13 protein-coding genes and 1 pseudogene are annotated in these 19,924 nt (G+C 63.1%); 4 read left to right on the top strand and 10 right to left on the bottom strand.

Annotated features, from left to right (window positions below; translation table 11 throughout):
- Positions 1–28: 28 nt before the first annotated feature.
- From I6L45_RS15595 to sixA, 3 genes are all read right to left on the bottom strand, one after another.
- Positions 29–949: a DMT family transporter gene (locus tag I6L45_RS15595; RefSeq protein WP_216982558.1), complete on the bottom strand. Its 921-nt coding sequence runs from the start codon at positions 947–949 to the stop codon at positions 29–31.
- 198 nt (positions 950–1,147) lie between these two features.
- On the bottom strand, positions 1,148–1,354 hold the full coding sequence (locus I6L45_RS15590; protein WP_005324080.1) for a DUF1107 domain-containing protein: 207 nt from the start codon (positions 1,352–1,354) through the stop codon (positions 1,148–1,150).
- 133 nt (positions 1,355–1,487) lie between these two features.
- Entirely contained in the window at positions 1,488–1,955 is a 468-nt protein-coding gene (gene sixA, locus I6L45_RS15585) for a phosphohistidine phosphatase SixA (protein ID WP_043760982.1), read from the bottom strand.
- A 162-nt stretch (positions 1,956–2,117) separates the two neighbouring features.
- On the opposite strand from sixA, the gene I6L45_RS15580 reads away from it, so the two are divergent.
- Complete coding sequence (locus I6L45_RS15580; RefSeq protein ID WP_216982557.1) at positions 2,118–4,892, top strand: insulinase family protein; 2,775 nt, start codon at positions 2,118–2,120, stop codon at positions 4,890–4,892.
- Between the two features lie 322 nt (positions 4,893–5,214).
- Here the strand turns inward: I6L45_RS15580 and I6L45_RS15575 are convergent, their stop codons facing one another.
- The gene (locus tag I6L45_RS15575) at positions 5,215–5,862 is read right to left on the bottom strand and encodes a thiopurine S-methyltransferase (protein ID WP_216982556.1); all 648 of its coding nucleotides are present in this window, start codon (positions 5,860–5,862) and stop codon (positions 5,215–5,217) included.
- Positions 5,863–6,022: 160 nt separating this feature from the next.
- Positions 6,023–7,396, bottom strand: a complete 1,374-nt coding sequence (locus tag I6L45_RS15570; protein WP_216982555.1) for a leucine-rich repeat-containing protein kinase family protein — start codon at positions 7,394–7,396, stop codon at positions 6,023–6,025.
- 112 nt (positions 7,397–7,508) lie between these two features.
- Between I6L45_RS15570 and I6L45_RS15565 the strand changes: the two are divergent.
- A pseudogene (locus I6L45_RS15565) lies at positions 7,509–7,735 on the top strand (methylated-DNA--[protein]-cysteine S-methyltransferase); the annotation flags it as partial.
- A gap of 256 nt (positions 7,736–7,991) precedes the next feature.
- On the opposite strand, the gene I6L45_RS15560 reads toward I6L45_RS15565, so the two are convergent.
- The 5 genes from I6L45_RS15560 to I6L45_RS15540 all read right to left on the bottom strand — a co-directional run bounded on the left by I6L45_RS15560 (position 7,992) and on the right by I6L45_RS15540 (position 17,149).
- On the bottom strand, positions 7,992–8,573 hold the full coding sequence (locus tag I6L45_RS15560) for a GNAT family N-acetyltransferase (RefSeq protein WP_043760986.1): 582 nt from the start codon (positions 8,571–8,573) through the stop codon (positions 7,992–7,994).
- A 670-nt stretch (positions 8,574–9,243) separates the two neighbouring features.
- Positions 9,244–10,833: a glutamine-hydrolyzing GMP synthase gene (gene guaA / locus I6L45_RS15555; RefSeq protein ID WP_216982554.1), complete on the bottom strand. Its 1,590-nt coding sequence runs from the start codon at positions 10,831–10,833 to the stop codon at positions 9,244–9,246.
- 84 nt (positions 10,834–10,917) lie between these two features.
- Positions 10,918–12,381, bottom strand: coding sequence for an IMP dehydrogenase (gene guaB / locus I6L45_RS15550; RefSeq protein WP_216982553.1), 1,464 nt, complete (start codon positions 12,379–12,381; stop codon positions 10,918–10,920).
- A gap of 252 nt (positions 12,382–12,633) precedes the next feature.
- Positions 12,634–13,248, bottom strand: a complete 615-nt coding sequence (locus I6L45_RS15545) for a YitT family protein (RefSeq protein WP_254204335.1) — start codon at positions 13,246–13,248, stop codon at positions 12,634–12,636.
- A 694-nt stretch (positions 13,249–13,942) separates the two neighbouring features.
- Positions 13,943–17,149 carry an alpha-amylase family glycosyl hydrolase gene (locus I6L45_RS15540; protein ID WP_254204334.1) on the bottom strand — a complete coding sequence of 1,069 codons (3,207 nt, stop codon included), beginning with the start codon at positions 17,147–17,149 and terminating at the stop codon, positions 13,943–13,945.
- A gap of 365 nt (positions 17,150–17,514) precedes the next feature.
- On the opposite strand from I6L45_RS15540, the gene I6L45_RS15535 reads away from it, so the two are divergent.
- Positions 17,515–18,423 carry a DMT family transporter gene (locus tag I6L45_RS15535; protein ID WP_216982551.1) on the top strand — a complete coding sequence of 303 codons (909 nt, stop codon included), beginning with the start codon at positions 17,515–17,517 and terminating at the stop codon, positions 18,421–18,423.
- A 107-nt stretch (positions 18,424–18,530) separates the two neighbouring features.
- Positions 18,531–19,892, top strand: a complete 1,362-nt coding sequence (gene xseA / locus I6L45_RS15530) for an exodeoxyribonuclease VII large subunit (RefSeq protein ID WP_216984226.1) — start codon at positions 18,531–18,533, stop codon at positions 19,890–19,892.
- Positions 19,893–19,924: the final 32 nt, after the last annotated feature.

Below are 19,924 nucleotides of genomic sequence, written 5' to 3'. Positions count from 1 at the left end.
GACCGCCTTCGGGGCGGTCTTTTTTATCTCAATCCTCCTGACAGCTCGCCATCGCCAGCCTGGCCCGCCGGCGCACCACCACGGGCTTGACCAGCAACTGTGCCAGCAGGACCCCCATCAGGGTCATGCCGCCGCCGATGAGGTGATAGCTGGTGAGCCGCTCCCCGAGCCAGGTGATGGCGAGCGCCGCCGTCATCACCGGCAGCAGGTTCATGAAGATGGCGGTGCGGCTTGCCCCCAGCAGGGCGATACCCTGCATCCAGAGCCAGGGGGAGAGCGCCGACGTCGGGATCCCCGCATAGAGGATGAGCCAGAGGGCGCTGCCATCCGGCCAGTGCCCGTCCACCAGCAGATAGAAGGGGGTAAGAAACAGGAGGCTGCACAGCACCTGGCCATAGAGCATGGACCAGTTGTCGAGCCCCAGATCCCAACGCTTGAGCAGCACGCTGTAGAGCGCATAGGTGGCCGCCGAGAGCAGCATGTAGACGAAGCCGACGTGGATGCCCTGGGTCAGCAGACGGCTCGGATCCCCCTGCCCCAGCAAGATGGCCAGCCCCATGAGGGAGATGACGCCCCCCAGCAGGGCGCCCCAGGTGGGCCGCTCGCGCAGCAGCCAGATGCTGAGCAGCACCGTCATCAGCGGGGTCAGCCCCATCATCAGCCCGATCTCGGTCGCTCCCAGGGTCTGGGCCGCGTAATAGCCGAACGTCTGGTTGAGTACCATGCCGAGCAGGGCCAGCGCCGCCAGCTTCGAAAAACCGGCCCGCAGTTTGCCACGCACCCGCCAGGCACGGCGCGCAAGAAACGGGGTCAGCACCAGGGCCGCCACCATCCAGCGCGACCACGCCAGGGCCGCCGGAGAGAGTACGCCGACCGCCAGCTTGCTGACGATGCCATTGCCGGCCCAGATGGCCATGCAGGAGAAGGGAAACAGAAAGGCCAGAGGCATCGCGATATCCAGAGAAAGGAGGCGGGTATTTCGCGGGAGTATAGAGAGGCAAACGGGATAAGCAAGCACTCTGATGCGGGGGCGGCGATGTTGCGTCAACCCGGATGAAGGCGGCACTGCCGGCCTTCCCCAGGCTCATCAAGCATCATGCCCGCACAGGGCGGGCATGATGGGGGAAAAGGGTCAAGCCAGGGTGGCTCAGGCAGCGTCCATATGGAGCCTAGAAATCAGTTCGTTGACCTCGAGCACCGTCTGGCGATGGGGAATGTCGGCTTGCAGCGGCATCATCAGCAAGCCCGACTGGAAGTCGAAGCGCCCCCTGCCATGGATGTAAATACGCCCCTTGAAGAAGGTTTTGACATGTTTTGCCACCATCAGTGGCAGGTACTTCTTGAATACTCTCATCGTTTGCAACCTCTTGCAGTTGTATCCGTATGACAGCAGCTTATGCGCAATAATTCCGTTAAAATTATATAAAAAACCGGAAAAATCGACTCTCTCTTCCCCAAAAAACCATCTTGTAACTTTTTATTAACTTTTAACGTATTGTATGCGGTCCTTCCAGCCAGAGCAAGGCCCCCTTGCCATCTTGCCACTCGATGCAGGCAAGACCGGAGGTGGCAAACATGGGCGCACCCGCAGCCGGGCAGAGGCTCTGCACCAGATACCCCACCAGCGGCAGATGGCTGACCATGAGGATGTTGTCGTGCTCCGCCGCCAGCGCGGTGAGGTAGCTCGCCACGAAGGCCGGATCGCCATAGGGCGTGATCTCGCCGCTCTCCTCGACCTTGCGGGCCTTGGGCAGCTCGGGCGAAATGGCCTGCCAGGTCTGTCTGGCACGCAGGTAGTTACTGTGGATCACCAGGCTCAGGGAGCCTGTGAGCTGAGGAGCCAGCCAGCATGCCATATGGATGGACTCTTCGATGCCTTGTTCGGTCAGTGGACGCTGTTCATCAGTCTTTGCGTTCATGCCAGCCTGGCCATGACGCATGATGTAGATTTTCATTACAACCTCGCCCAGGGGGCCTGTTTAAATAGCGGGGGGATCTTACCCCGCCATGCCGGGGGAAACAATTGCGCTACCTCTCAGAAAAGGGTTTGCCTCGTGAGATAGCGGGGTCGATAATCATGTTTAAATTCAAATAAATTCACCGCGAGCCACGCCCCAATGAGCCCATATGCCAGTCCCAACGACCATCGGCGGTATCACTATCTGGAGCTGGCAAACCGGCTCAGGGTCTTGTTGATCTGCGATCCCCAGACCGACAAGTCGGCCGCCTCCCTGGCCGTCAACACAGGTCACTTCGATGACCCGGTCGATCGCCAGGGCATGGCCCACTTCCTTGAGCATATGCTGTTCCTCGGTACTCGTACTTATCCCAAACCCGGCGAGTATCAGCAGTTCATGAGCCGCCACGGGGGGAGCAACAACGCCTGGACCGGCACCGAGTTCACCAACTTCTTCTTCGACATCGACAACGGCTTCTTCGAAGCGGGGCTCCATCGTTTCTCCCAGTTCTTCATCTGCCCCACCTTCGATCCCAAGTGGGTGGACAAGGAGCGCAACGCGGTCGACTCCGAATATCGCCTCAAGCTGCAGGATGACGTGCGCCGCAGCTATCAGGTGCACAAGGAGACGGTCAACCCGGCCCATCCCTTCTCCAAGTTCTCGGTCGGCAACCTGGACACCCTGGCGGATCTGCCGGGGCGAGACCTGCGCTCCGACCTTATTGCTTTCTACGAAACGCACTACAGTGCGGATCGCATGGCGCTGGTCATGATTTCGCCGGCCTCCATCGACACCCAGCTGGCCTGGTGCGATCGCTTCTTCAGCACCATTCCGGATCGCCACCTGGGCCCCCCGGCCCTGTCGGCGCCCCTCTACCGGCTCGATGATCTCGGCATCCGCATCCAGATCAACCCGGTCAAGGAGACCCGCAAGCTGGCCCTGACCTTCCCGCTGCCCAGCGTGGATGCCCTGTACGACAAGAAGCCCCTCACCTTCCTGAGCCACCTCATCGGCTACGAAGGGGAAGGCAGTCTGCTCTCTCTGCTGAAAACGAAGGGCTGGGTCAACCAGCTCGCCGCCGGCGGCGGCATCAGCGGGGCCAACTTCAAGGACTTTGGCGTGAGCTTCGGCCTGACGCCCCTCGGGCTTGACCATGTGGACGACATCATCGCCGCCCTGTTCGGCTATCTGAAACTCATCGAGCAGGATGGCGTCCAGGCCTGGCGCTATGACGAGAAGCGCAGCGTGCTGGAATCCGCCTTCCGCTTCCAGGAGCGGGGCCAGGCGCTGGATACCGCCTCGGGGCTGGTGCTCAACCTGTTCAGCTATGCGCCGGACGATCTGCTCCATGGCGACTACATGATGCGCGAGTTTGACGAGCCCCTCATCCGGCGCTTCCTCGCCAAGCTGACCCCCCACAACCTGAGGGTGACCATCCAGGCGCCTGAGGTGAGCACGGATCGCCTGGCCCGCTGGTATCAGACCCCGTACAGCGTCCAGACCATCACGGAGGCGGAGAAGATCCGCTGGCAGCAGAGCCAGCCTGATCCCGCCCTGCACCTGCCGGCGCCCAACCCCTTTATCAGCAGCCGTCTCGATGCCCGCCTGCCGGCACTGGCCGCCGACATGCCCGCCTGCCTCATCGACAGGCCCGGGTTCCGCCTCTGGCACCTGCACGAGCATCTGTTCGGCGTGCCCAAGGGCAGCCTCTACATCTCCATCGACAGCGAGCACGCGGTCAGGAGTCCGCGCCACATCGCCATGGCACGGCTCGCAGTGGAGCTGCTCACGGACCACCTCAATGCCCTCACCTACCCGGCCGAACTCGCCGGGCTCGGCTACCAGATCTATGCCCATCAGGGTGGCTTTACCATCAACCTCAGCGGCTTTGCCGACAAGCAGCCGCTGCTGCTCGACATGATCCTCGGCAACCGCACCCTGGGTTACCCGGATCCGGCCCGCTTCAGCGAGATCAAGGAACAGCTCATTCGCAACTGGGAGAACCAGTCCAAGACCCGGCCCATCTCCCAGCTGTTCAACCAGCTCACCAGTTTGCTGCAGCCGAACAACCCGCCGTTCGAACAGTTGCTGCGCCACCTGCGCACCGTCGAACTCGGCGAGATGCCCGCCTTCGTCTCCCAGCTCTTTGCCGAGGTACACATTGAAACCCTGGTGCACGGGGACTGGACGGCGGCCGAGGCCCTCGAGCTTGCGTCCCTGCTGGAGCGCCACCTCGGCACCAGCAGCCAGCCCAGCGCGGAGACCCGCCGCCCCCTCATCTCCATTCAGGACAGGGGCACCCTGATTCGCGAGCAGGGATGCGAGCATGAAGACTCGGCGCTCCTGGTCTACTACCAGTCACGCACCACCCGGGCGCGGGATCTCGCCTGCTTCACCCTGGCCAACCACATCATGTCCTCCACCTTCTTCCACGAGCTGCGCACCCGCCAGCAGCTCGGCTACGTGGTGGGGGCCGGCAACCTGCCCCTCAACCGCCATCCCGGCCTTATCTTCTATATCCAGTCGCCGGTGGCGGGGCCGCAGATCCTGCTGGACGCGGTGGAGGAGTTCATCGACCTCTTCCCCCTGGCCATGCTGGAGTTCACCGAGCAGCAGTGGCAAGACAGCAAGGCTGGCCTGCAGGCCCAGCTGAGCGAGCGGGACGCCAACCTGCGCAGCCGTGGCCAGCGGCTCTGGGTCAGCATCGGCAACAAGGATCTGGGCTTTGATCAGCGGGAGCGGGTGTGCGAGGAGGTGGGCAGGCTCAGCCGCGCCGACCTGGTGCGCTTCATCACCCAGCTGAGATCGCGCACCTCGGATCGCCTGATCCTCTGCAGCTATGGTCTCGGCCACGAGCACGACGAGCGGATCACCGGCCAGTTCATCGACGATCCCAGGGCCTTCAGGCTCAACAGCGCCACCTTCGAGGCCTGAATCCGAGGCCTGAATCGGCTCCTTGCCCACTCTCCGTCCGGGGCCATCCGGGCAATAAAAAGCCGACCCCTGGGGGTCGGCTGGAAATACCATAAACAATTGCGACCTGAGCCGCCAAAAGTGAACATGAGCGTGAAAATCAGACACTGGGTTGATGGTCGGCCGGATGGTTCAAACCAGAGCGCATCGGTCGGCACCAGCAGTGATTGAGAAACAGCCTCATCTTAGGCACTCCCCTGATTTTCCACGTTGATCTATGTCAAAGGAGGTAAAAAAGGTCGCCTGCCCGCGACCTTTCTCCAACCTGGGGCCGAGCGTCTTCTCAACCCCGGCGGATCAGGCGATAGGCCACTTCATCGAAATAGGAGAGCTGCCCGGCGAGCACCCTGGGGTGATCCAGCTCCGCCGCCCGCCCCAGCACCTCCACGCTGAAGTCGCGCTCGAACAGGGTGCGCACCTCCATCTCTCCCACCGAGAACGGCGGCTGTAGCTGCTGCTCCGGCTGGTACTCGAGAGTCACCAGCAGAACTTGTCCCCTCGCCTCCACGAGGCGGCTCATCAGGGCGGCATACTGGCGGCGCATCGCCGTCGGCAGGGCGATGAGGGCGGCCCTGTCATAGACCAGTCGATAGCGACGGCCAAGCTCCGGGGCGGCGAAAAAATCCCCCTGATAGATGCGAAGATGATCGTGCTGGTAGCACTGATAGGGACCCTGCTCGCTTGTCTCGGCACTCAGGTTGTTCTCGGCGAAAAACTGGGTGACGGCGAGCTCGGAGAGCTCGAAGCCGTCCACCGGATGCCCCTGCTCCCGAAGCCAGAGCATGTCGCGGGACTTGCCGCACAGGGGGACCAGCACGGGTTCATCCCCCTGCTGGGCCGACCACCAGGACTGCAGCCAGCGGTTGAAATCTGCCTGATGAAAGCCAATCCGGTTCTCTTTCCACTTCTGATGCCAAAACGCCGCTTCCATCCTCTTTCTCCCGTCATCTGCAATGATGCATCACTATCACAACTTCACCGAAGCGGTGCAAGCCCCGCACCGTCCGTCCCCCACCCTTTTTGCAAGACACGCCGTGAGCGCCCTGGACGTGGCCCCGCAGTCTTGAAAGAGGTGACTCCCGGCCGGAGGGTCATACCGCCACCGGCTCGGCCGCAAGCCGGGCCTGCGCAGCGTCGAGCCGCGCGGCAATACGGGCAAAGGTGGGGCGTCGGGACGGCACCTCGTAGAGGCACTCCCCGACCAGCTCGCCGAGCCCCGCCAGCGCCTCGTGCTTGTCGGTGCTGCGCACCAGCAGCTCCTCCAGCAGGCAGCCGAAGGCCCTTACCTCCAGGCGCTCCAGCCGCCCGGCCAGCGCCTCATCGGCTTGGTCGTAACAGGAGGCGGCGCCAAAATCGCCGAGCAGCACCCGGCTCTGTGCTTTTTCTTGCCCCTTCCCTTGCCCTTGCACAGAGTGCAGCAGGTTATGGGCATAGAGATCACCGTGCAGGATGCCCCGCCCGTGCAGATGTCGTGCGGCGCTCACCACCCCCTGCGCCAGGTTGAGCAGCGCGGCGGGGGTGAAGCGCACGCCGTCCGGGTAGATGTCACGGGTGCAGGAGTCCAGACTCGGCGGCCCCGCCAGATTGACAAAGTCCGGGGGGATCAGCGCCATCACCAGCGCCGGGATCCCGGAGGGGTGATCCCCAACCCGACCCACCACGCCGACCAGATGGGGATGGCGACCGGCGGCGAGCGACACCGCCAGCTCGCAGCGGGGCAGCCCATCGCTGGTCACCGCTCCCTTGAAGAGCTTGACCGCCACCGCCTCGGCTTGTGCCTGCCCCTTCAGCTCGGCGCGATGGATGACGCCAGACGCCCCCTGCCCCAGCCACTCGCCCAGGGTCAGGTCATCCCAGGGGATGTCGGCCACCGAGGCGCACTGCTCGAGCCGGCGCTCCTGCCGGTCGCTGAAGGGGTTGCCCGCGTAGGCCAGCCAGCTGAGGCGCGGCAGCGCCAGCAGCCAGTCGGGGAAGGCCTCGAACCGGTTAGCGGCGATGCGAAGCAGCTCCAAACGGTGGCAGTGAGCGAGACTCTTGGGCAGGGTGCGCAGGCGGTTGCCCGAGAGCATCAGCTTTTGGAGATCAGTGCACCGACCCAGCTCATCGGGCAACTGCTCGATGGCATTGTCAGTCAGAATGAGCCAGCGCAGTCTGGCGGGCAGGGAGGCGGCCGAGACGGTCGCGATGCGGTTGGCCTTGAAGCCCACCATGGTGAGCGCGGGGCAGCGCCCCAGCACCTCGGGCAGGTCGGTAAAGCGGTTCTCGGAGCAGAAAATGATGCGCAGTTTGCTGAACTCGGCCAGCGCGTCCGGCAACTCGCTCAGCTGGTTACCGGTGAGATCCAGCACTTCCAGCGTCTCCTTGAGGCTCAGGATCTCGGGGGGGAACACCGCGAGGCCTTCAGCGAGTTTCAGGTGGCGTGCGCCGCGCAAGGCTCCGGAGCGCAGCTGTTCCAGGGTATGCATAAATTCGTCTCTATCGGGGTGGCCGGCTCACGGCCCTCGGCACCAGCGGGCAGCGGCCCGATGGCAATAAAGGAGGGGCATTATAAGGAATGGCGGCCAGAGATCCCCTGTTTTGTTGCAGATCCCGCCAGCCAGGGTGGTGAGCTACGCCCAGTGGCGAGCACCGTCGGCAATCCCAAGGCCGCCCGCGCCGTGGGGCAGGCGGTGGGCGTCAACCCCGTCGCCTTGATGATCCCCTGCAACAGGGTCATCCAGCAAAACGGCAGGCTCGGCGACTATCACTGGGGCGAGCCCCGCAAACAGGCGATACACGCCTGGGAGGCGGCGAGGTATGAGTGAATTCGGCCCTTTATGGGTTACTTGATAAGGGGAAAGGGCACCCCTAGTCACGAGATAGCTGGCCATTGAGGGCCCTGGATAACCATCCGGCAATATTAAGTGGGGAGGTCAGATGGGTCGGGGCGAAGAGTGACCCTTTAGTTGAATTGGAGACGGAACATGATGGCCATTCAGACCACCCCCCATCGGATTGACCAAGCCCGTAGGATGCCACAAGCCCCCCCCATGGCATGGATGGAGAGCGAAACAAGCGGGGTCAATCGCCGGGTTGGCTTTCGCGTTTACCAGCACTCGCACCTTCCATTATTTTCTCAAACCGGAACATCTCATCGTCATCTCCTTTGCCATCAAGATGGTGTGAGAGCTGATGAGGGTCTGGATGGTACTTGTTGTAGAAATCGACAATGTTGAAACCACATCGGTTAACGTAGAAGTGAATATTCCGTTTCTCAAAATATGGCGTCACCGTTTCCCACACTTTGGTGAGAGGAAACGCGTGTTCAATCGCATGCCAGGCTTTAAGGCCCAAGCCTTTGCTCTGTTGGCTCGTCGCGATGAAAAAGAATGACAGGGAGTTGCGACCGCTCTTCTGGTCTATCACTAGCACGGCTCCGCCAACACGCTGTTCGGCTGCCATGATCCAGTATGTAACGGCCCCCTTGGTGTGAAATGACTGTTCAATATCTTCATCAGAAGGAATGGGCTCTTCAAGTGGGTGTCCAAAGTCTGCCTCTGCCGCCACGCGAAAGGCATCCTGCAAGGCGAGCTTGAACTCGGGAAGGCTGCCAGGATCAGCCTCCAGAAGGCTTATGTTTACGTTCTCTTCTGATCCTTTCACTTAATTCATCCCCAACCGATATCCCATGAACATTAAACGACAAAAGAGTGCACCGACCTAGATTGGTAGCATGATTGAAATACCCATAGCTGTGCAACGCCCATTACCAAGCCCCCACATTTGGTTAAGGGGGGGATTTTAGCCGGTCCCCCCCGAATCACGGCCAAGTTACCACCCGGAAGCCTTCCGTCTGCTGTCTTTAACCCACTCAGTGTCTCTGGTTCATCGGCGACTCCAGAGAGACCATATCCAGACGGATATCCTAGCGAGCGAAAGAAACAAGACAAAACAGAAGGTGGGCGTTTCCCAAGCCAGATCAAGAAATTACCCCGTCTTGGGGGGGGGCGCATCAGCCGCTCGCATCACCCTCTTGCATCAAGATGGGGCATCGAAGCGACGGGGATCCGGTTCCATTGCCCGTATCGCTCCTGACGAACAAGACTTTATCCCCCTCCCCCGTCTGGATAAACAACAGCCTGCCGCCTTGTGTGGATGCGATAGATGAGGTGCTTCCTATCGACTCGGGCACTCACCACGGCAACGTTGGCAACAGGGTCTCCATCCCCCGCGCCAGGGGCAAAATTTTCTCGCAAACGATTGGAAAAAGAAAAGGCGCCCCAAGGGCGCCTTTTTGACAGTTTTGCGTGAACGCTGGAAGAGGGGTTAACCCTTATTCCCATTCGATGGTTGCGGGCGGCTTGCCGGAGACGTCGTACACCACGCGGGAGATGCCGTTGATCTCGTTGATGATGCGGTTCGACACGTGGCCGAGGAAGTCGTACGGCAGGTGAGCCCAGTGGGCGGTCATGAAGTCGATGGTCTCGACGGCGCGAAGCGCAATGACCCAGTCGTACTTGCGGCCATCGCCCATGACGCCGACGGAGCGCACCGGCAAGAAGACGGCGAACGCCTGGCTGACCTGGTTGTAGAGGTCGGCCTTGCGCAGCTCTTCGATGAAGATGGCGTCAGCCTTGCGCAGCAGATCGCAGTACTCTTTCTTCACTTCACCAAGCACGCGCACACCCAGGCCCGGACCCGGGAAGGGGTGACGGTAGAGCATGTCGTAGGGCAAGCCGAGTTCGAGGCCGACACGGCGCACTTCGTCCTTGAACAGCTCGCGCAGCGGCTCCACCAGACCCATTTTCATCTCTTCCGGCAGGCCGCCGACGTTGTGGTGGGACTTGATGACGTGAGCCTTGCCGGTCTTGCTGGCAGCGGATTCGATGACGTCCGGGTAGATGGTGCCCTGGGCCAGCCACTTGGCGTTCTTGAGCTTCTTGGACTCGTCGTCGAACACTTCGACGAAGACGCGGCCTATGGTCTTGCGCTTGGCTTCCGGCTCGTCGATGCCCGCGAGAGCGGAGAGGAAGCGCTCTTCGGCGTCGACCTTGATGATGTTCAGGCCGAAGTGATCGCCGAACATGTCCATCACCTGCTGGCCTTCGTTCAGACGCAGCAGGCCGTTGTCGACGAAGACGCAGGTGAGGCGATCGCCGATGGCGCGGTGCACCAGCATGGCGACCACGGAGGAGTCGACGCCGCCGGAGAGGCCCAGGATCACTTCGTCGTCACCCACCTGCTCGCGGATGCGGGCAACGGCGTCGTCGATGATGGTGGCCGGGGTCCAGAGGCATTCGCAGCCGCAGATGTCCTTGACGAAGTGCTCCAGCATGCGGGCCCCCTGACGGGTGTGGGTCACTTCCGGGTGGAACTGCACGCCGTAGAAGCGCTTGGCTTCGTCGGCCATGGCGGCATGGGGGCAGGTCGCGGTCTGGGCGATGGTGGTAAAGCCGGCGGGGATCTCGGTGACCTTGTCGCCGTGGCTCATCCAGACATCCAACAGGGCATTGCCGTTGTCGGCAATGGCATCTTCGATATTGCGCAAGAGGGCGCTGGCCTTGCCAGACTGACCCAGCACTTCGACCTGGGCATAGCCGAATTCACGCAGGTTGGAGGACTGCACCTTGCCGCCGAGCTGCTCGGACATGGTCTGCATGCCGTAGCAGATGCCGAACACCGGCACGCCAGCGTTGAACACGTACTCGGGGGCGCGCGGGCTGCCCGCCTCGGTCACGGATTCCGGGCCGCCGGAGAGGATGATGCCGCTCGGGTTGAACTCGCGGATCTGCTCTTCGGTTACGTCCCAGGCCCACAGCTCGCAGTAGACGCCAATTTCACGGACGCGACGGGCGATGAGCTGGGTGTACTGGGAACCGAAATCCAGGATAAGGATGCGGTGGGCGTGAATGTCTTTAGTCATTTTATTCCTGCATCAGGCTGATGTTGTCACAAAAAGCACGGGATAAAAAAAGGGTGGAAAAACGGGGCGCAGAGCCCCGTTTCATCAGCCCATCCGGTAGTTGGGGGCTTCTTTGGTAATGGTCACGTCGTGCACGTGGGACTCTTTCATCCCGGCGCCCGAGATGCGCACGAACTCGGCCTTGGTGCGCATGTCGTCGATGGTCGCGCTGCCGGTCAGGCCCATGGAGGAACGCAGGCCACCCATCTGCTGGTGGATGATCTCCTTGAGGCGGCCCTTGTACGGCACGCGCCCTTCGATCCCTTCCGGCACCAGCTTGTCGGCGGCGTTGTCGGTCTGGAAGTAGCGGTCGCTGGAGCCCTTGGACATGGCACCCAGGGAGCCCATGCCGCGGTAGGACTTGAAGGAACGGCCCTGGTAGAGCTCGATCTCGCCCGGTGCCTCTTCGGTACCGGCGAACATGGAGCCCACCATGACGCAGCTGGCACCGGCGGCGATGGCCTTGGCCACGTCACCGGAGAAGCGGATGCCGCCATCGGCAATCACCGGCACGCCGGTGCCTTCCAGGGCGTCCACGGCGTCGGAGATGGCGGTGATCTGGGGCACGCCCACGCCGGTCACGATACGGGTAGTACAGATGGAGCCCGGGCCGATACCGACCTTGACGGCGTTGACACCCGCTTCCACCAGCGCCTTGGCGCCGGCGCCGGTGGCGACGTTGCCGCCGATGATTTGCAGGTCAGGATAGGCTTCACGGGTCGCCTTGATGCGATCCAGCACGCCCTGGGAGTGGCCGTGGGAGGAGTCAATCAGCAGCACGTCCACACCGGCTTCCACCAGGGCGGCGACGCGCTCTTCGTTGCCGGCACCGGCACCGACGGCGGCACCGACACGCAGACGGCCACGCTCGTCTTTACAGGCGTTGGGCTTGCGCTCGGCTTTCTGGAAGTCCTTCACGGTGATCATGCCCTTGAGCTTGAAGTCACCGTTGACTACCAGCACCTTCTCGATGCGGTGCTTTTGCATCAGGGCCACCACCTCTTCGCGAGGAGCCCCTTCACGCACGGTCACCAGACGATCTTTCTGGGTCATGATCTGTTCGACGGTCTGGGAGAGGTCAATCACGAAGCGCACGTCACGGCCGGTGATGATGCCCGCCAGCTGGTTGCCGTCAGTCACCACGGGGTAACCGGCGAAACCGTTCTTGTGGCTCAGCTCCTTGATCTGGGCGATGGTCATGTCAGGGCGCACGGTAACGGGGTCGCTGACCACGCCGCTCTCGTACTTCTTGACCTTGCGCACTTCGGCAGCCTGCTGCTCGATGGACATGTTCTTGTGAATGAAGCCGATACCGCCTTCCTGGGCCAGTGCGATAGCCAGACGGGCTTCGGTCACTGTGTCCATGGCAGCGGAGATCATCGGGATATTCAGCGAGATCGCAGACGTGAGCTTGGTACGCAGGTCGGCGGTATTGGGAAGAACAGTGGAGTGGGCTGGAACCAACAGTACATCGTCGAAGGTCAGCGCTTCTTTGGCAATCCTGAGCATGGCAATATCTCACCGTTGTGGAAGTGGGGGTGTAAAATATTGCCGACAAATTTTACTCATGCATTGGGCAGTGGTAAAGAAGTTTTTTGAATTTTTTATGGCGTAGCCCGATTTAACGCCACCAACTGGGCAAAAAACCAATAAATTCAGCCGTAACCATGCCGTTTTTCCCGACAAGATGATCTTTTTTGCCCTTGGGGTCATTTCTGCCCCGAACCCGTCACGGCAGCATTTTTTAACAACCCCTTCCCCTCAGCTTCCCTGATAGCGACCCGGCTTGTGCCAGTTCATCAGCATGGCGTTCATGGCGAGTGCGCTTAAGGTGGACCAGAGCAGCAAAGAGAGCGGCAGCGTGAGCAGGGAGAGCGCGAAGACCAGCACATCCAGCACCATCTGGCTCTTTCCTGCGTTGATGCCGCTGCGCTTCTGCAGCCAGAGCGTCACCACGCCGGTGCCCCCCACGGAGGCGTTATGGCGCGCCAGAGAGAGCACCCCCATGCCGAGGAAGGTCCCCCCCACCAGGGCCGAGAACAGGGGGTGGACATAGCTCACCGTCAACAGCAGCGGCACCGCCTGGGTCGCCGACGAGAGGGCGACGTTGACGATCAGCGTCTTGACCATGAAGGCCCGCCCCATGGTGACGTAGCAGAACAGCAAAAAGGGCAGGTTGACCAGGAAGAACAGCACCCCGATGGGCAGGCTGCTGACATGGGCGAGCAGCAGGGCGATGCCCGCGATGCCGCCGGTGATCATCCCCGAGCACTTGAGCAGGTTGAGCCCCACGGCGATGAACATGACGCCGAGCACCATGCCGTAGACATCGTCCTTGAGGGTATGGGCCAGCCCCTTGTGCGCGGGGGGCGACATGACCATTTCACCTTCCATATGACTCCTTAACCAGGGTTGATAGTGGCATCCGTTGCCTGCAAGCAAGGGCGGTTTATCGGGAATGGCGGCGGCGCGTTCGCCATGACGCCCCTGCCCCCGACCTTGCAGCCCGCAGCCCGGGGCTGCCCCCATGATGGGCATCACCAGACACAGCAAAAAGAGCGCCAATCAACACAAGAGTCCGGAATAGCATTAAAAATCGAATTTAAATTCCGCAATGAACGCTGAAAACAGGTTGATCGTACCACCTCGGGGATCGGCAACCCTACCGAATCAGCATGTTTACCCTGATATCCCAATAACATGCCTCGCTCACACCTAATAAAACCGTTTATCCGGTAGATAATGCTGATTAGGCGCCACTTGATAGCATGGATGGTGCACATGATGCGGGGGCCATGGGGGCGATACGGCGTGTTTCTTCGGGGCGGGATCCAGAGAGCAATGTCGAGGGTATGCACCACATATGTGCAAATGCACCAATATAGAGCAATTCAGGCTCGCACGCTGGCCTCGCTGGCGCTGTCTGTACGCAGACTCCCCTTCCTTGTCCTGCCTCGCGCCTCGCGACATCGATCCATGCCACTGCTCCGCCATCCATTCGCACCCTATATCCACCCCATAAAAAAGTCGGCCCGAAGGCCGACTCGTTGCACGCTGAGACGAGCATCCCTTATTTGAGGTATTTGCCGTCGGCCCCCACCTTACCCGGGCCGTTCAATACCCAGACCCGCGCCGAGTAGGCGGGCACCGCGAAGCTCAGGCTGCCCTTGCTGACGCTCTGACTCGCGCCGGTCACGGCGTCCGTGTAGGTGCCGTTCTTCAGGCCGCTCAGGCTTATCTGCTGGGCCGAGTTGGCCGCGAGGCCCACGGCGGCGTAGCTGCCTTCGGCGCTGAGATCACGCACGAAGCTGATGCCGCTGCCCCACTCGTTCACCTGGCTCATGGGCGCCTTTTGCAGGGCCGGCACCGCCTTGCGGATCTGGTTCAGGCGCTTGATGTGCTGGTAGAGCGGGTGGCTCGGGGTCGCCGGGTTGTCCAGCACGTCCCCGTAGTAGGCGCGGCCGGTCTGATCCACCGTCATGGTGGCCCCGTCGATGTCCTGGGGCTTGCCGGCCTGGAACATCACCTCCTCCCCGTAGTAGAGGGTCGGGATGCCCCGCGCCGTCCAGAGCAGGTTGTAGGTCATGGCCGCATTGCCCTCTTCCCCGCCGTAGCGGTACTTGAAGTCGTTGTCCGGCCCCACGTCGTGGTTCTGGAAGAAGGTGATGAGCTTGGTGGCATCCCCGTAGACCCAGTCCATGGCGAAGATCCCCCCTACCCCGCCGAAGCTCCCCTTGGTGACGTTGTCACGGAAGGTCGAGAAGAGGGAGAAGTCCAGCACCGAGAGCCCCGAATCGCCCCCCGCGCGGGGATCCGCCGGGTTGGCCGTGGTGCGGGTGTACCACCAGGGGCGGATCACCGCCGAGGCGTTGTCATTGGCCAGCTCCGAGCCCCAGCCCGTGCCCTTGACCAGGTTCTCGCCAAAGACGAACAACCCCGGCTTGTGGGCCTGCCAGTCGTGGACATAGGTCAGCAGCTCGTCCCGCTCGATGTGCTTCAAGGTATCGATGCGAATCGCATCCACCCCCATGTCGAGGTACTGGTGGATGGCGCCGTTGAGGTAGTCCTTGACGTTCTGGTTGCCGGTGGCGAGATCGATGCAGTCCCCCGCCATGTGTTTGCGCTGCAGGGCGAGCGGGCTCTCCCAGTCCCCGCCGGACATGAAGCCGTCCAGGTGATACCAGGCGGGATCCAGGGTCTGGGCGTCGATGCCGAAGAAGCGGTTGGGGTTGTAGCCAGCACTCGGCACAGTGGCGCCTGTCTTGGGGTCCACCAGGGGCTGGGTGCCCGCCGGATCGGACTGGCAACGGGCCTTGTACCAGTCGGGAGCCGCCGGGTTGTCGTCGTCACAGCGGTTGGCACTGGCGTAGTCCCCGAGGTTGCCTTGATAGGGGCCGTTGTTGATGAGCCCCTGGCTAGACCCCGCCGGCACGTAGTACTTGATGGGCAGGCGATCGATCCAGGTCTTGCCGCGCAGGCCGTACTGGCTGGAGTGGTTGATCACCACGTCCTGGATCACCTTGATCCCCTTGGCGTGGGCCGCCTGGATGAACTCCCGGTAGCCCGCCCCCGGCGACTCCAGACGGGGATCGACCCGGTAGAAGTCGTAGGCGTGGTAGCCGTGATAGTCGAGGCCGGAGCGGTTCTCCACCGGCGGCGTCACCCAGATGGCGGTAAAGCCGAGATCCTTGATGTAATCGAGCTTGGCGATCAAGCCCTTGAAGTCGCCGCGCCACTGGGGATCCCCGGCCTTGTAGCGATCCCGGTTGTAGTAGTTGTTGCCGGCATCGCCATCATAGAAGCGGGCCGTCAGCAGGAAGTAGATGCTCTCGGCGCGAAAATCGCCGCTCGCCACCCCCTGCTCGCCGATGACGTACTCGAAGCGCTGCTCCCGCTGGTTGCCGCTCTCGTCCACCGCCAGGGTACGGATCACCAGATCGATGCCGCTCCCCTTGTCGCTCGCCACCAGGGGCTGGCCGCTGTAGCGCGCCGACGCCGTGGTGGGCTGGCTGCCGTCCGTCGTGACATAGACGGCGGGGGCGCTGTCCTGATCGTCGCTCACGCCGAGCACCACGGACTGGGCATCCAGATAGCTCCCCGGCGCCGGGGTGGCCGTCACCGTGGGTGCCTGCACGTCGGCCCCCGCCAGGGTCTCGAGTTCAACGGCCTTGCGCTGGCTGTCGAAGCAGATGCGATAGCGGGTGTTGGCGCTGACCAGGTAATCCTGGGCCGGATAGGCCTCGGTCCAGTCCCCCTTGTGGTCAATCTTGAAGCGGGGGTTGGTGCTGCCGAACGCCTGCTCGGTGCAGAAGGTGGTGCCATCCTCGCTGGTCATGGGGGTGAGGCCCCAGTTGTTGGGGGTGCCGCGGAAGTACCAGCTGTCGCCGGTCTGTCCGGCGGCCACCACCACGCTCACGCTGCTGCTGCCCTTGGCACCCTGATCGTCCGTGACCGTCAGGCCATAGGTGAAGGTGCCCGTCTGCGCCGTGTTGACGGCGATGCTCTCCGTGCTCTCGCCGCTGCTCCACAGGTAGCCGACGATCTGGCCGTCCGGATCCGTGGAGTCACTGCCACTCAGGGTGAGCGCCTCTCCCTGGGCCACGTTCACCGTGCCCCCCGGGGTGATGACAGCGAGCGGCGGCTGGTTGTCGTCCCCGAGCGGGGCGATGCTGTAGGCCAGGGTCTGATCATTGACCTGAAGGCGCACCGTGCCGGTTCCGCTCCACAGGATGTCGCCGCCACTTTGCTCCAGCACGCCATCGCCGTTGCTGTCCCCGAAGTTGACGGCCCAGTCGCCAGCCTGATCAAACTTCAGGCGCTGGTTGGCCACGCCATCCATGTAGGCCTCGGCCTGCCAGAGGTGATCCGCCACCAGGGTCATGGGGAGGCTGGCCCAGCCGTTGAAGGTGCCGCGCACATTGAGCTGCGGCAAGGTGCTGGCAAACCCCGAGGTCTCGCAACTGGCGACCGCGGTGGCGCTCACCGCCTGGGTCGTGGCGTTGATGCGGATCTGGTACGCCGTGTTGGCATTGACCACATAGTCGGCCGCCGGGTAGCTCTGCTGCCAGTTGCCGTACCTGTCTATCTTGAAGCGCGGCCCGCCGCTGGCGTCGCCGCTCACGAAGCGCTGGCAGGTATCAAAATTGACGCCGTCGGTCGACGCCATGGCGGTCGCCGCCCATCCATTCGCGGTGCCCCGGAAGAACCACTCCGCCGCCATCCCGGGCGGCGTGATCATGGTCCCCAACAATCCGGCCACGAGTATCCATCTAGCCATTGATAGTCCTTTGTTTTTCATTGTTTTGTGTGTGACGCCGGTGTGCCCCGGCATTCCCCCATCCGCTACATTCCCGCCTTCAGATGAGCCCGACCAGTCTAGAAGCCGCCGTGGTCGATTCGTGACCACAAGGCACAAAGTGTGACCGCCATCGACCAGGAAATAGGCTGTATGTGATTGATAGCGCTTTCATTTCTGGGGATGGGGTCAAACTTCCCAGGATAGAGAGGCGCTCCCGTGACGGCCGTATCGGGGGGTATGATCAGCGCTCCGCACGGCGCCGTTGCCATTGGGAGCGCTTGCCGCCATGATGCAGGGCCGCCCTTGCCATCCCGGGCACCGGGCGGCTCATTCAAGGAGAGACGATGAGACCATCGGATTATGGGAGGCTGCTGGCGCTGGCAGCCATCTGGGGCGCCAGCTTCCTGTTCATGCGCATCGCGGCGCCGGCCTTCGGCTCCATCAACACCACCTTCCTGCGGGTCTTCTTCGCCCTCATCGGGCTCGCCGCCATGCTCCTGCTGCTGCGCACCCCCATGCAGTTTCACGGCAAGCTGAAAGCCATCATGGTGCTCGGCATCATCAACTCCGGCGTGCCCTTCCTGATGTACGCCGTGGCGGCCCTCTGGCTGCCCGCCGGCTACTCGGCCATCCTCAACGCCACCACGCCCCTGATGGGGGCCCTTATCGGCTTCTCCTTCTTCAACGAGCAGCTCGGACTGCGCAAGTGGGCCGGGGTCATGCTGGGGCTGGTGGGCATCGGGCTCATCACCACCACGGGGGAGGTCGACCTGAGCGGTCAGCTCGCCATCGGCGTGCTCGCCTGCCTCATCGCCACCGCCTGCTACGGCTGCGCCGGCTTCCTGACGAGGCGCTGGATCACCGAGCGGGGCGGGTTGGACGCCAAGCTGGTGGCCTTCGGCAGCCAGATCGGGGCGGTCCTCTTCCTGCTCCCCTTCTTCGCCTACAGCCTGACGAGCGGGCCTGCCGTCGACTGGGCTCAGCCTGGGGTCTGGGCCAGCGTGCTGGCGGTCGGGCTTCTCTGCACCGCCTTCGCCTATCTGCTCTATTTCAGGCTGATCGCCGACATCGGGCCCCTGCGCTCCCTCACGGTCACCTTCCTCATCCCGCCGTTTGGCATCCTCTGGGGTTATCTGGTGCTTGGCGAAACCCTCACCGGCGGCTTCGTGCTCGGCGGCGCCGTGGTCTGCCTCGCGGTCTGGCTGGTGACCAGCCCCACCAGAGCCGCCAAGCCGGCCAAGGCGCAAGCCTAGGCTGAGCGTCATCTGCCGGGCTCCATGGCTCGGCAGATGGGCGCAACTGGGGTAAGATGACCCCCATCGTTTCTCCCGCCCCGGCGGACACCACAGCAGGGCCAGCCTTGAATCAGCTCAACCAATCCAGCCAGAACAAGCAGCAGATCTTTACCGTCACCCGCCTCAACAGCGCCGTGCGCATGATCCTGGAGCAGGATCTGGGACTGGTGTGGCTGACGGGGGAGCTCTCGAACCTCGCGATGCCAAGCTCGGGCCACTGGTACTTCTCCTTGAAGGACATGTCGGCCCAGGTGCGCTGCGCCATGTTCAAGGGCAACAACCGCCGGGTGCCGTTCCGCCCCCAGGACGGCATGCAGGTGCTGGTGCAGGCCCGGGTCTCCCTCTATGAGCCCCGGGGCGACTACCAGCTCATCATCGAATCCATGCAGCCCGCCGGGGACGGCATGCTGGCCCTGCGCTTCGAGGAGCTCAAGCGCCGCCTCGGGGCCGAGGGGCTGTTCGACGAGGGAACCAAGCGCCCCCTGCCCCGCGAGCCCCGCGCCGTGGGTTTGGTCACCTCGGCCACCGGCGCCGCCCTGCACGACATGCTGACCGTCTTGCGCCGCCGCGCCCCGGACTTGCCCGTCTTCATCTACCCGACCCAGGTGCAGGGCAGCGCCGCCACCGCCCAGATCGTCTCGGCGATCATGCTTGCCAACCGGCGCGCCGAGGTGGATGTTCTCATCGTCGGGCGCGGCGGCGGCTCCCTCGAAGATCTCTGGTGCTTCAACGAGGAGGCGGTGGCCCGTGCCATCCACGGCTCCGCCATCCCCGTGGTGAGCGCCGTGGGTCACGAGGTGGACGTCACCATCAGCGACTTTGCCGCTGACTTGCGCGCCCCCACCCCCTCCGCCGCCGCCGAGCTGGTGGCGCCGGACAGGAGTGCCCGCGCCCAGCGCCTCGTGCACCTGCGCCAGCGGCTCACCCAGGCCATGAACCGCCACCAGACCGCCGCCCGCCACGGCTTCGCCCTGCTGCAAAAGCGACTCGACCACCAGGATCCCAAGCGTCGGCTGGAGCAGCAGTCCCAGCGCCTCGACGAGCTGTCCACCCGCCTGCAGCAACTGCTGGCAAGCCGCCTGCACCAGGGGGAGCGACGCCTGGCCAATCTTGAGCTGCGCCTGCAGGCCAAAAGCCCCGAGAAACTGCTGGCCGCCGGCAAACGCCGCCACCAGCTCGCGGAGGAGCGGCTCCACGCCCTGATCGCCCGGCGCCAGGATGTGGCCGGGCACCGCCTCGCCATGCTGAGCGCGCGCCTCGACGGGGTCAGCCCGCTGGCCACCCTGGGACGCGGCTACGCCATCGTACGCACCCCGACCGGCGAGGTGATCAGCCGCGCCGCCCAGGTGAACGTCGGCCAGCACCTGGTCACCACCCTGGCCGAGGGCCAGCTGCGGGTGCGCGTGGAAGAGGTGCACAACCAGTAACGAAAGGGGGGCCGTCAAGCGGCCCCCCTTTC

Origin of the sequence: Aeromonas sp. FDAARGOS 1415 (genome assembly GCF_019048365.1) — a bacterium.
Taxonomy (GTDB): domain Bacteria; phylum Pseudomonadota; class Gammaproteobacteria; order Enterobacterales; family Aeromonadaceae; genus Aeromonas; species Aeromonas taiwanensis.
The sequence above is the reverse complement of the archived record's forward strand: the minus strand, read 5'-3'. Positions and strand labels throughout refer to the sequence as shown.